This is a genomic window from Sulfurospirillum barnesii SES-3, assembly GCF_000265295.1.
Taxonomy (GTDB): domain Bacteria; phylum Campylobacterota; class Campylobacteria; order Campylobacterales; family Sulfurospirillaceae; genus Sulfurospirillum; species Sulfurospirillum barnesii.
The window spans coordinates 2,463,793-2,476,748 of sequence record NC_018002.1; the positions used below are offsets into that span (position 1 = coordinate 2,463,793).

At 40.0% G+C, this 12,956-nt stretch carries 13 protein-coding genes and 2 rRNA genes; 8 read left to right on the forward strand and 7 right to left on the reverse strand.

Annotated features, from left to right (window positions below):
* Positions 1-73: 73 nt before the first annotated feature.
* Positions 74-781: a peroxiredoxin gene (locus tag SULBA_RS12455; RefSeq protein ID WP_014770652.1), complete on the reverse strand. Its 708-nt coding sequence runs from the start codon at positions 779-781 to the stop codon at positions 74-76.
* Between the two features lie 152 nt (positions 782-933).
* Between SULBA_RS12455 and SULBA_RS12460 the strand changes: the two genes are divergently transcribed.
* The 5 genes from SULBA_RS12460 (at position 934) to SULBA_RS12480 (ending at position 4,491) form a co-directional block, all read left to right on the forward strand.
* Positions 934-1,161, forward strand: a complete 228-nt coding sequence (locus SULBA_RS12460; RefSeq protein ID WP_014770653.1) for a YgaP family membrane protein — start codon at positions 934-936, stop codon at positions 1,159-1,161.
* A 111-nt stretch (positions 1,162-1,272) separates the two neighbouring features.
* On the forward strand, positions 1,273-2,538 hold the full coding sequence (gene leuC / locus SULBA_RS12465) for a 3-isopropylmalate dehydratase large subunit (RefSeq protein ID WP_014770654.1): 1,266 nt from the start codon (positions 1,273-1,275) through the stop codon (positions 2,536-2,538).
* The gene (gene mobA / locus SULBA_RS12470) at positions 2,538-3,116 is read left to right on the forward strand and encodes a molybdenum cofactor guanylyltransferase (RefSeq protein ID WP_014770655.1); all 579 of its coding nucleotides are present in this window, start codon (positions 2,538-2,540) and stop codon (positions 3,114-3,116) included. Before leuC ends, mobA begins: the two co-directional genes overlap by 1 nt.
* Before the next feature lie 36 nt (positions 3,117-3,152).
* On the forward strand, positions 3,153-3,440 hold the full coding sequence (locus SULBA_RS12475) for a Dabb family protein (RefSeq protein ID WP_014770656.1): 288 nt from the start codon (positions 3,153-3,155) through the stop codon (positions 3,438-3,440).
* Positions 3,430-4,491, forward strand: coding sequence for a phospholipase A (locus SULBA_RS12480; RefSeq protein WP_014770657.1), 1,062 nt, complete (start codon positions 3,430-3,432; stop codon positions 4,489-4,491). The genes SULBA_RS12475 and SULBA_RS12480 overlap by 11 nt, the downstream gene beginning before the upstream one ends.
* A 60-nt stretch (positions 4,492-4,551) precedes the next feature.
* Here the strand turns inward: SULBA_RS12480 and SULBA_RS12485 are convergent, their stop codons facing one another.
* Entirely contained in the window at positions 4,552-4,827 is a 276-nt protein-coding gene (locus SULBA_RS12485) for an RNA recognition motif domain-containing protein (RefSeq protein ID WP_014770658.1), read from the reverse strand.
* 238 nt (positions 4,828-5,065) lie between these two features.
* Here SULBA_RS12485 and moaC point away from each other — a divergent pair, with 238 nt between their 5' ends.
* The 3 genes from moaC to SULBA_RS12500 are packed head-to-tail and all read left to right on the forward strand — an operon-like array spanning position 5,066 to position 7,007.
* Positions 5,066-5,539, forward strand: a complete 474-nt coding sequence (gene moaC / locus SULBA_RS12490; RefSeq protein WP_014770659.1) for a cyclic pyranopterin monophosphate synthase MoaC — start codon at positions 5,066-5,068, stop codon at positions 5,537-5,539.
* Positions 5,517-5,774, forward strand: a complete 258-nt coding sequence (locus SULBA_RS12495) for an HP0495 family protein (protein ID WP_014770660.1) — start codon at positions 5,517-5,519, stop codon at positions 5,772-5,774. The genes moaC and SULBA_RS12495 overlap by 23 nt, the downstream gene beginning before the upstream one ends.
* Positions 5,775-5,786: 12 nt before the next feature.
* Entirely contained in the window at positions 5,787-7,007 is a 1,221-nt protein-coding gene (locus SULBA_RS12500; RefSeq protein WP_014770661.1) for a DUF6781 family protein, read from the forward strand.
* Between the two features lie 45 nt (positions 7,008-7,052).
* Here the strand turns inward: SULBA_RS12500 and SULBA_RS12505 are convergent, their stop codons facing one another.
* From SULBA_RS12505 to SULBA_RS12525, 5 genes are all read right to left on the reverse strand, one after another.
* Positions 7,053-7,301 (reverse strand): hypothetical protein, encoded by a 249-nt coding sequence (locus SULBA_RS12505; protein WP_014770662.1) that lies wholly within the window; start codon positions 7,299-7,301, stop codon positions 7,053-7,055.
* A gap of 93 nt (positions 7,302-7,394) precedes the next feature.
* Positions 7,395-8,855, reverse strand: a complete 1,461-nt coding sequence (locus tag SULBA_RS12510; RefSeq protein ID WP_014770663.1) for a DUF3373 family protein — start codon at positions 8,853-8,855, stop codon at positions 7,395-7,397.
* 35 nt (positions 8,856-8,890) lie between these two features.
* Positions 8,891-9,229, reverse strand: a complete 339-nt coding sequence (locus SULBA_RS12515) for a hypothetical protein (RefSeq protein WP_014770664.1) — start codon at positions 9,227-9,229, stop codon at positions 8,891-8,893.
* Between the two features lie 271 nt (positions 9,230-9,500).
* Positions 9,501-9,616: ribosomal RNA gene (rrf, locus tag SULBA_RS12520) — 5S ribosomal RNA — on the reverse strand.
* A 135-nt stretch (positions 9,617-9,751) separates the two neighbouring features.
* Positions 9,752-12,665: ribosomal RNA gene (locus SULBA_RS12525) — 23S ribosomal RNA — on the reverse strand.
* Between the last annotated feature and the right edge of the window lie 291 nt (positions 12,666-12,956).

Sequence of the window (12,956 nt, forward strand, 5' to 3'; positions counted from 1 at the left end):
GAATGTGATGAGAAAAGAAAAGAATATGACAAGCCCCTTTATAAGGGGTCTTGTCTATTTACATGTAAAAAAATTAAGAGAGAATCTCTTCAATGGTAATATAATCACCCACACGACCTGTCATCTGCTCAACATCAGTCGCTACAGGCAATGTTTTTTTACCTGGTCTCCAACCTGCTGGGCATACTTCGCCTGTTTTGCTGGCATGTTGCCATGCTCTCACTTGGCGTAAAAATTCATTGACGTTTCGTCCAACCATTGGTGCTTGAACTTCTTGTGCGACACATACACCTTCTGGATTGATAAGGAAACGTCCACGAAGCGCAATACCTTCATCTTCAATCATAACACCAAACGCACGGCTTACTGTACCTGTTGGATCTGCACCGATAGTCAATTTTAGACCTGCTAAAATAGGTTCTGTCTCCACAAAACGTTTGTGTGAAAACTTAGTATCAGTAGAAACCGCTAAGATTTCAACACCAAGCTCTTGAAACTCATCGTATTTTGCATTCATCGCTGCGATTTCAGTGGGGCACACAAAGGTAAAATCCGCTGGATAAAAACAAACTACATGCCATTTACCTTTATAATCTTCACTGTTAACCGTTGTATAGTGACCTGTTTTTGCGTCATACGCATCCATTTTAAATTCTGGGGCTTTTTGTAAAACTAAAGATGAACTCATTGATTTTTTCTCCTGTACTTTCATTTCTGAATTTTGATTTTCTTGATTTGTTTGAGAAGCTTTTGCTTCAACCGTATTGGTGTCACATGCCATAATTTCTCCTTATCGTTTTAATTTGATTTGGTGATGGAATTCTAGCAAAAGAATAATTATTTGTCAATAGTAATTTTTATCATTTGAGAAACTGTTTGCTATTTATTGAAAACAAGATATAATAACTCCAATTTAAATTAAGGAGTATTATCATGAAATGTAATGTTGGAAAAACCGATAAAATGCTTCGGATGATTGCAGGTATTTTAATTGCCATTTTAAGTGTTATTTACAACAGTTGGTTTGGACTGATTGGTGTGGTTGTTTTAGCAACGGCTATCATTCGTTTTTGCCCTGCTTACCTTCCTTTTGGTATTGACACTTCTAAAAATGATGATGAAAGCTCTTGCGGAAGTGGCGGCTGCGGCTGCGGGCGATAAGCGCTTAGACTCTTCTTTGAGGGGAACTCTTTCTCCTCAACCAACCTCTTTTCTTCGCTTAAACCATTTTTTGCTAAAATATCCCAATTTACTATTGTAAGGTGTATGATTATGGGACAAACCATTACTGAAAAAATTTTTAGCGACCACGTCGGTCATCCTGTGTTTGCGGGTGAAATTGTCAAAAGTAAAATTGACATGGTGATTGGTAACGATATTACCACACCTATTTCTATTCGAGCGTTTGAAGAGAGTGGCGCTACCACGCTTGCCAATCCTGATGGCTTTAGTATCGTTATGGATCACTACATTCCTGCTAAAGACATTGCCAGTGCCAATCAAGCCAAAATCAGTCGTGAATTTGCATATAAACACGACCTCAAACACTATTTTGATGAAAAAGACATGGGTATTGAACACGCCCTTTTGCCCGAAAAAGGCTTAATCGTTCCAGGCGATGTCATCATCGGTGCAGATTCGCACACCTGTACACACGGCGCTCTTGGTGCCTTTGCCACGGGCATGGGTTCGACTGACTTAGCGTTTGCGATGATTACAGGTGAGAACTGGTTTAAAGTACCTGAATCTATTAAAGTTGTTTTTAGCGGAAAACCTAAAAAACATGTTTACGGAAAAGATTTAATCCTTGAGGTGATTCGCCTTTTAGGCGTGGATGGTGCATTGTACCGAGCCTTAGAGTTCACAGGGGATACCATTGCACATTTAAGCATGGATGACCGTTTTTCACTCTGTAACATGGCGATTGAAGCGGGTGCAAAAAGCGGTATCGTTGCCGTCGATGATATTACCAAAGCTTTTTTAAACGACAAAAGTCTTGCACGAGAGGCAAAATTTTTCTACTCTGATGCGGATGCAACCTATGTTCAAGTGCTTCACATTGATGTTGCCAATCTTGACCCTGTTATTGCCTATCCTTTCTTACCATCCAATGGAAAGTCGATTAACCAAGCGGTTCAAGATGATTTAACCATTGACCAAGTCTTTATTGGGAGTTGTACGAATGGCCGTTTGGAAGATTTACGTATTGCTGCTAGTATTCTTAAAGGTCGCAAAGTCGCACGTAAAACCCGTTTAATCATCACCCCTGCAACTCAAAAAATCTCCTTACAAGCACAAAAAGAAGGCTTAGTCGATATTTTTGTAGAAGCAGGAGCCGTCTTTAGCAATCCCACATGTGGGGCATGTTTGGGTGGCTATATGGGGATTTTAGGTGAAGGTGAACGCTGTGTCTCCACGACCAATCGTAACTTTGTAGGACGCATGGGAGCACGAAGTAGTGAAATCTACCTTGCCAACTCCGCTGTTGCAGCAGCCAGTGCGGTGATGGGCAAAATCACCGATCCAAGAACGCTTTAATGACTTATATCCCGCTGCCTTTAGTCATTGTCGCTGGCGGGAAAAGTTCACGCATGGGAAGTGATAAAGCCTTGCTTCCCTTTGGCGATTTTAAAACCCTAACAGAGTACCAAATTGCAAGGCTTCAACCCTATTTTAAAAGTGTACATGTAAGCACAAAAAAACGTGATAAATTTGATTTTGAAGCCTTATTTATTAACGACAATGCAACCTATGAAGCGCATTCGCCCTTGATTGCATTACTCTCTATTTTAGAATATTTTAACACGCCTGTATGCGTCCTTAGTGTTGACACCCCTTTTGTTACCCCTGAAATTTTTGAAAAACTCTATCAAACACTTCAAGAGAGCACTGATGCGATTATTGCAACATCACCTACTTCATCACACCCCTTGTGCGCCATTTATGCTCCCTCCATTCAAGAAAATATTCGTACCTGTTTAAAGAGAGATGAACATAAAATTCGCACCGTACTCAATCAAAGTACTACGCAATACGTACCGTTTGAAGAAGATACACCTTTTTTAAATCTCAACCGCTTCGAAGATTATGTATATGCAAAGAAGCTTCTAGGATGATACAAACTAAAATAAACCTCACATAGGAGTTTACCCATGGTAAAACACATTGTTTTTTTTAAACTTGTTGATGCTTCACAAGCCAACAAAAATGCTGTTAAAGAGCGCATTATGAGCCTTAAAGGTAACATTGATGAACTGATTCATCTGGAAGTAGGTGTTAATTTCTCTCCTGAAGAGCGGGCCTTTGATCTTGCACTGATTAGTGATTTTAAAACGAAAGAAGATTTGCAGGCCTATGCGATACATCCTTTACATGTAAAAGTTGTTGAGTTCTTAAAATCAATACAAACGCTCAGTAAAATCGTTGATTATGAATATTAAAGTTTTCAAAAAGCAGCGTTTTTTTCTTTTTCTCTGTCATTTTCCTCTAGCACTCATGGCTCTTGATACAAGTGCTTTAGAAAAAAAAGCCTCCTACGGTGACGCATCGGCTGCTTATGCGTTAGCGCAACAGTATGAGGCACAAAATGATAAAGAGAGTGCTTTTATATGGTATAAGAAAGCAGCTACTTTGAGTCTAGAAGAAAAAACAGCCCACACCAAAGCACTGGAAGATTCAATAGTGGAACGCTTACAAAAAATTGAACGCACCGAAGCAGTGTATAGTTCATTTTTAGACAATTATGATGACGCCGATACCTATCAGTCAATGAAGCAAATGATTACGCAAAGCTTTGATATTGCACCTTACAAAATGAACTACCTCTTACCCGCAACGTATGATAAAGTCACGCACGACAATAGAAAGCATCAAGAGAGTAAATTTCAACTCAGCTTCCAAAAAGACCTTGTCGATAATCTTTTTGGCTTACATGAGAGTATTGTACTAGCGTATACGCAAACATCATGGTGGCAAACAAGCGAAGACTCTGCGCCTTTTCGTGAGACAAACTATCAGCCCGAACTTTTTGTTATTATGCCTCACTTTGACACTGAAAGCTTTATTAAAGCCTATCAATTTGGAATTTTACACGAATCAAACGGCAAAGATAGTGAAAAGTCACGTTCATGGAATCGTCTTTATGCAAAAGGCTTTTTTCAAGCAGGCAATCTTATTGTCTCTCCACGTATCTGGTACCGCATCAAAGAAGATGAACACAGCGATGATAATCCAAACATTGAGGATTATTTAGGATACGGTGACTTGGAGCTCATTTATCCATGGAAAAAACATACCTTTAAACTTTTGCTACGCAACAATCTTCACTTTGATACAGAAAACAAAGGCGCTGTTCAACTGGATTGGACTTTTCCATTGTGGGAAGAAAATCTTTTTGGATACATACAACTCTATAGTGGTTATGCAGAGAGCCTTATTGACTACAATAAACGTACCGAACGTATTGGCATAGGCTTTGCGCTTTCACGCTAAACGCAGTAAAGAGAAGAACAACGCTACGTGTTGTACCTTCTCTTTACATGTAATGCTTCGTTAAAAATCTCTTGAAGAACGTCTTGGGCGCTCTTCCCGTGGTCTTGCTTCATTAACTTTTAAAGTTCTTCCACCAATCTCTTTTTCATTGGTTGCTTCAATAGCAGCTTTTGCTTCTGAATCATTTGGCATTTCAACAAAACCAAAACCTTTTGAACGACCCGTATCTCTATCGCTGATGATTCTAGCACTTGAAACCTCACCATACGCAGAAAACATCTCTTTTAACTCATCGCCCGTCATCTCATACTTGACATTGCCTACATAAATATTCATCGTGAACACACTCCTCTTTTTTAAATCACTCAATGTTACCTTTTGCCCGTAAATACGTTACTTAGAGGGTAACATAAATGACTTTATTCAATCATTGTAGCATAATAATAAACATTTCTATACTCAGAATCCTCCCTTTTTCTTTAGAATGAGAAAAATTGACACACTCTTATCACACAGCGCTTAAGAGAAATGGTGCTATAATCAGTCTAATCAATATAAATGTAACGAGGTGCGTATGCAATTAACCCATTTGGATGAAAAAGATAGACCAAAAATGGTCGATGTCAGTGATAAAGAGGATACATTTCGTATCGCTATTGCGAGTGGCACAATTACAATGAGTCAAACAGCCTTTCATCAAATTATTTCCCAACAGACAAAAAAAGGTCCTGTGCTCCAAACTGCTGTGATTGCAGCTATTATGGGAACAAAAAAAACCAGTGACCTCATTCCTATGTGCCACCCCTTAATGCTCACTTCTGTCAATTGCGATGTGGAAGAGCTTCCCACACTTCCAGGATTTAAACTCACTGTAACTGCAAAACTCAAAGGACAAACTGGTGTTGAAATGGAAGCGCTTATGGGTGTTAGTATTGGACTTCTAACCATCTATGATATGGCAAAAGCCATTGATAAATCTATGGTCATTAATGCCATTCAGCTTGAATCAAAAAGTGGAGGGAAGAGTGGAAACTACACCCGAACTTAAACTTGATTATCCGTGTCATTGGGAATACAAACTGGTTTTAAGTGTAGAACATGACATCATAAGCATTGTGCAAGAGCTACTTGAAGAGCGTATTCATGATATACGAAAATCACAAAATAGCACCAAAGGTAACTATGCAAGCTACACCTTACGTGTTTTAGTCCACAATACCGATGACAGAAAAACGCTATTCGAACGACTCAAACAACATCAACATATTAAATTCGTACTTTAGAAGGAATACCTTATGGAATCTACACAACATATCTTTTCAGTAACCCTTAAAGAAAATAAAGAAAATCCTCAACTGTTACATCTCATTCAAGAGATGAGTTTTGAGCTTACACGCAAGAAAGTCCAACGCCTTAAAGATGAAAAAAATATCCAAAACCGTATTGGAGAGCTTTTTGAACTTTACTGTAAAGTGCTTCACGATGAGGGACTGAAAACTCCTAAAGCCGTAGAACATGTTATTAATGGTCTTTTGCGTGCAACAAGCCATGATAAAGAAGCGTTTTTATACAAAACGATTTATGAAAAAGAGCAGCTTGAAAAGAGTATTTTTATTCAAAAACAGCATATTAGAGAAGAAATTTCACAAACATTTTCCACGCTTGAAGCTCATATTGAAAACCTTACAGACGACACAAAACACGCCGCCTTTATTGCACTAAATGATGCAAAACTAAGAGGCATTGAAATGTTAGGTATTTTAAAAGAAACGGTGCAAGAAGCGCTTTTAACAACGCTTGAAAAAGGGCATGACCTTACCGATACCATTCATACCATCAGTAAAAATTTAACCTACCTGAGCATTCAAGAGGGACAATTAACAAAGCAACGTATTTTGGATATTTCACAGACCATTATCACTGCAAGCATTGACATTGCCGATGAAGATTTTGCTCACGCAAGAGAGATTCTTGAGGGATCTATTAACGGTGTGCATGATGGCATTACAAAAGCACTTGAAAAATTTAAAAATGATTTTAAATACATGCCAACTGAAGATATTGAAAGCCTCTTGCAAATGGATTTATCACTTTTACGAAAAGAACTTCTTAAAATTGATGAAGAGTTTATTGTTATGCTCAGCGTATTTGCTTCACAATCAGAGGGTATTTCTTCTGGCATTATTAAAGAGATGATTGAAGAGATGAATAGCTCTGTAGCAAAACTTAAAAGAACTACCAACGAAGTTAAAGAGCTCCTCTCCGAGCGTATTGAAACCCTAAAAGGTGAGGCTGAAAAAAAATTAGAATCCTTCAAAAAAGATGTGAATGTCTTTGAAAAAATTGCTTCCGCAAAAGTAGAATCCCTCAAACAATTCGAATTTGAAAGCGATAAAGCAAAACAGGTAGCCAATGAGGCTAAAAAATTAGGTTTTCGTGCATGGGAAGTTGCTAAGAACATGGTAGACGGTGCGGTTAAAGGAGCCAAAGAAGCTATCAAAAAAGATGAAAAATAACGTTACATGTAAGGATTTTCCTTACATGTAACGCATTAAATTCTGCTACTTCAATCCTTTTGAGGAGGTAAGCATAACCTTATCATCCACAAATTTAATTTTAATATACTGCGTTTCATCACCCCACATACAATCACGCATTCCAATAAAACTATCACAATGATTAGCTTTCCCAAAAATATCACGTACCTCAGTATACGTCATACCTACATGAAGCTTATCGTAATTTTCTTTTGTCATACTAGAGCATCCTGTGATGAAAAGCATCACAACAATCATAAAAAGATACCGCATCACCACTCCTTGTTTTATCTCCATGGAATAGCCTAGCACATTTTGACTGTTCGTTAGCTTTTCATCCTAAAAAGACTCCTCTCCTAAACTCTATCAATAACGATAACGAAGTGAGGCACGCACATTTTGAGCTGTTTGCACAGCCCCTGCTGTTTCATTAACTTTTTGAGGTGAACCTGTCCATCCAAAAAAACTATCACTACCTGTGTAGTCATAGTCAATATACAAGTAACTCAACTGTGCGGTCAAGTTCTTACCGACAAGTGGCAAGGTATAATAGACTTCATAGGCATCACCACGAGCAGCTAATTTTGAACCAACAAGGGTATCCTCTCCATAAGTAAAGCTTCTCCAATATTTACTACCATGATTGTACTCTAAGCCCAATCGATGCCCTGCAAAGAAGCTTGGGACCTGAATACCTGCGTAAATAGAAGAACCTGTTTCACTATCCGTACTTCCCAGCATACCTGTTGCAGTACCTGTTGTTGTACCTAAGACACTATTATTTGGATCTGTTTTGCTAAAGGCATAAGAGATAAAGAAAATACTATCATCTAAGAAATCACTGATACCATCACCAATACCATTAACTTGTAAGGATAATGCACCGCCTGTTAAATCACCCACATCTGCAAATTTAAAAGAGGTAGCTGATAGCATATTAATATCCATCATATTCCAGCCTTTAAAAGCATTTGCCATGACTTTATATTGACCATTGTCATAGACTTGAAAAATAAGCCCCGCTAAATCCATATTGGGCGTATCTCCATCTTCTGAATAGCTTGAATTAAATCCGCCACTACTGTCCATAGAATAAGATCCCCTTGTCTCAGAGAATCCCCGACCTAAACAAAGTTTGACATACATACCAGAAATACCTGTTAGTTTGTCTAAATCAAACTTAAAGCTCGCACCGTCAAATTCCATATTGATATTATGCCCAATTGGAGAAGCTGGGTTTTCATTATCTGCTCTAAGATTGGTTAAGAACCCATCAATAGAGGGACGACGACCAAAGCTTGCCGTATATGGCATGTCACCCATATTTCCAAAATACAAGAAATAGGCTTCTCTTAATTTGATAGTACTGTCATTTGGTTTTTGTGTACCATACCAATCAAAAGACTGAAACATAGTTCCATTCGTTGACATATTGGTTTGACCGAAGGCTTTATAGGCTCCTAGTGATCCTTTAAAGACTAAATTATCCGCAGGTTGTGCAGCCATACCAAGAATCAGTTTATTCGTCCAAACACCATTTCGTTCATCTTGCGCAACAGTACCCATTGCATTAGCTGATTTATTTACCTTATAATCAACCGCATCATAAGAGGTACGTAAATCTACGCTCCACTTGATATTATCATTGGCATCATGCGCTTTTACCTCTGATATTTGCGCTTTAAGCGCATCAATGTTAATTTTTGATTGAGCATTTTTAAGTTCAGCCATCTGAGCTTTTAATGCTTCTATTTCTTGTCGAAGTGAATCATCGGCACCCAATACATACGAAAGCCCTAAAGAGAGTATTACCAGTGTTTTTTTCATTGTTTATCTTTTATAGTAAAATTTATTTAACCACATTAGCACGCAGGAACATTACCACTATCACTGGCAAACTCAATGCAAAAATCCCTAATATCTGGCATAAATTTTTCAAATTTTTCGCCTTTTAGAAACTCTTCTAATCCAGGGTATTTCTTAGAATACTCGGCAATAAACTTCTCAGCTTTACCATCAAAAAGAACTTTCCATTCTGCTTGTGTATGTTCAGTAGCGAATTTAGCACCATTCATACCCGATTCTTTTTTCATGTATTTTAAATAATACTTTTGCCCCTTCGCAGCATCTGCTAAAGCAGATGTACCTAATAACCCAACAATCATCAACGTCGAAACGAAGAAATTGAGAACTTTTTTCATCACAATCCTTTAATATTAAGATACGCTGATGATAACAAAAGTAAAGTAAATTTAAATTTAAAAGAGTATTTTAGAGATATTAGTAAAAATTTATTTTACCTATAAGTAACAATAAGAGCAGAAAGAGAGGGGGGAGTATAAATGACATATAACGAAGCATAAAAGGTATAAGTAGAATTAGAAAGAAAGATAAGTTATAGCATTTATCAAGGGAATAAGTGTTAATTTAGATTGTTTATTATTAGAATAAAGATAAGAGGAAGAATCACGGAACTGGCAGCGACCTACGTTTCCATCCCAGTAAGGGAGAGTATTATCGGCGATGAAGAGCTTAGCTTCCTGGTTCGAAATGGGACAGGGCGTTTCCTCTTCTCTATAGCCACCAGAATCGTGAATTAAATCTATGTCATATTATAACGAAATAGGCTTAATTCACCATTCTTTTGGTGATTTTAGTATTGTCTAGTCAACATCACGCTTTACACTTAATAAGGAAGTGAAATAGCATTATCATACGTAATAATATGTAAGCCAAACGACCTATTAGTACTGGTCAGCTAAAGGGCTCTCACCCATTACACACCCAGCCTATCAAACATGTAGTCTTCATGAGGTCTTCAGGGAAAGTTCATCTTGGAGTTGGCTTCCCGCTTAGATGCTTTCAGCGGTTATCACATCCGAACATAGCTACCGGGCGATGCTCTTGGCAGAACAACCCGTACACCAGTGGTTCGTTCAACCCGGTCCTCTCGTACTAGGGTCAACTCTCCTCAACTTTCCTACGCCCACGGCAGATAGGGACCGAACTGTCTCACGACGTTCTGAACCCAGCTCGCGTACCGCTTTAAATGGCGAACAGCCATACCCTTGGGACCTGCTCCAGCCCCAGGATGCGATGAGCCGACATCGAGGTGCCAAACCTCCCCGTCGATGTGAGCTCTTGGGGGAGATCAGCCTGTTATCCCCGGGGTACCTTTTATCCTTTGAGCGATGGCCCTTCCACACAGAACCACCGGATCACTATGACCGACTTTCGTCTCTGCTCGACGTGTATGTCTCACAGTCAAGCTGGCTTGTACCATTATACTCTACGAACGATTTCCAACCGTTCTGAGCCAACCTTTGTAAGCCTCCGTTACTTTTTAGGAGGCGACCGCCCCAGTCAAACTACCCACCAGACATTGTCCTGAACATAGATAATATGTCCCAGTTAGCTATCAGAATAAAGAAGAGTGGTATCTCAACAATGGCTCAGGTGCAACTGGCGTCACACCCTCAAAGCCTCCCACCTATCCTGCACATCTTTATCCCAACAGCAGTGTCAAGCTATAGTAAAGGTCCACGGGGTCTTTCCGTCTTGCCGCGGGTAGGAGGAATTTTCACCTCCACTACAATTTCACTGGATTTCTGGTCGAGACAGCTCCCATCTCGTTACGCCATTCATGCAGGTCGATATTTAATCGACAAGGAATTTCGCTACCTTAGGACCGTTATAGTTACGGCCGCCGTTTACTGGGGCTTCGATCAAGAGCTTCGCTTGCGCTAACACCATCAATTAACCTTCCAGCACCGGGCAGGCGTCACACCCTATACATCCTCTTACGAGTTAGCAGAGTGCTGTGTTTTTGGTAAACAGTCGGGAGGGACTCTTTGTTGCAACCTTTTCCGCTTTTTGGAGCAAGTCCATATACAGAAGGAGGCACACCTTATACCGAAGATACGGTGCTATTTTGCAGAGTTCCTTAACCAGAATTCTTCCACGCGCCTTAGAATACTCATCTCACCCACCTGTGTCGGTTTACGGTACGAGCAATTACAGATATACTTAGAAACTTTTCTTGGCTCGACGGCATCAACGATTCACCATCCACTCCGAAGAGCATCAAGTGCCTGTCAGGTCTCGAATAAAAGATGACGGATTTGCCTGTCATCTAATCTACTCCCTTCGAACAACTATTCCATCAGTTGCCTCGTTTAGCCCTAAGCGTCCTTCCATCGCGCTCTATAATTGGTGTTGGAATATTAACCAACTTTCCATCGTCTACCCCTTTCGGACTCGACTTAGGTCCCGACTAACCCTACGATGACGAACATCGCGTAGGAAACCTTGGGTTTTCGGCGAACGGGATTCTCACCCGTTTTATCGCTACTCATGCCTGCATACTCACTTCTAGCCGCTCCAGCGCTCCTTACCGGTACACCTTCAATGCTGACTAGAACGCTCTCCTACCACTCTATTAAAAATAGAATCTACAGCTTCGGTGGATAACTTTAGCCCCGTTATATTTTCCGCGCAGAATCGCTAGACCAGTGAGCTGTTACGCTATCTTTAAAGGATGGCTGCTTCTAAGCCAACCTCCTGGTTGTTTGAGCAACTCCACATCGTTTTCCACTGAGTTATCACTTTGGGACCTTAGCTGGTAGTCTGGGTTGTTCCCCTCTTGACGACGCATTTTATCACCCGCCGCCTGACTGCCATGATTACATATACGGTATTCGGAGTTTGACAGGGTTTGGTACCTTGGTATAGGCCCTAGCCCAATCAGTGCTCTACCCCCGTATACTACAACATGACGCTATACCTAAATATATTTCGGAGAGAACCAGCTATCACGAAGTTTGATTGGCCTTTCACCCCTATCCACAAGTCATCCCGAGACTTTTCAACGTCAATGAGTTCGGTCCTCCACTAGCTCTTACACCAGCTTCAACCTGCTCATGGATAGATCACTTCGCTTCGGGTCTGCAGCATCTGACTAATTCGCCCTATTAAGACTCGCTTTCGCTACGGCTCCGAGTTTTCTTAACCTCGCCAGATACCACAACTCGCAGGCTCATTATGCAAAAGGCAGTCCATCACCCTGTATAAAACATAGGGCTCTGAATGATTGTAAGCAAATGGTTTCAGGTTCTATTTCACTCCCCTCACTGGGGTTCTTTTCACCTTTCCCTCACGGTACTGGTTCACTATCGGTCTGTAAGTAGTATTTAGGGTTGGGAGGTGGTCCTCCCGGCTTCAGACAGAATATCACGTGTTCCGCCCTACTCAGGATACTGCTAAGATGATTTAAGATTTCGTATATGGGACTATCACCCGCTATGGTTAACCTTTCCAGGTTACTCTACTATCTAGCATCATTCTACAACGCAGTCCTACAACCCCTGTTGCAAGCAACAGGTTTGCCCTCTTCCAAGTTCGCTCGCCGCTACTATCGGAATCTCTATTTGATTTCTTCTCCTCTGGCTACTGAGATGTTTCACTTCACCAGGTTCGCTCCCCGCAGGGTAACTGATATTACTATCAGTTGGGTTGCCCCATTCGGATATTTGCGGATCAAAGCTTCTTGACAGCTCCCCGCAACTTTTCGCAGTCTAGTACGTCCTTCATCGCCTCTTACAGCCTAGGCATCCACCATTCGCTCTTAATAGCTTACCTATTCGTATTCTAATGCACATTTCACTCCCTTATTAAATGTAAACCATCTAACAAGTTGTAAATTGTTTTTTTTGCGTTTTGTTGACTTTGACAATAATAAATTAAATAACATCTTTATGTTCTTTCACCAGATAGCAAAGCTATCTTAAAGAACCAAACCTAAAGTACAACGCAAAGCATCGTATTCTAAATTGTAGAACATAAACTTAGACTAAAAAGTCTAATATAAAAACAACTAAAATTGTTCTTATATTAGACGTTGTGTCCTCATTTTCACTAACAATGTCTCTT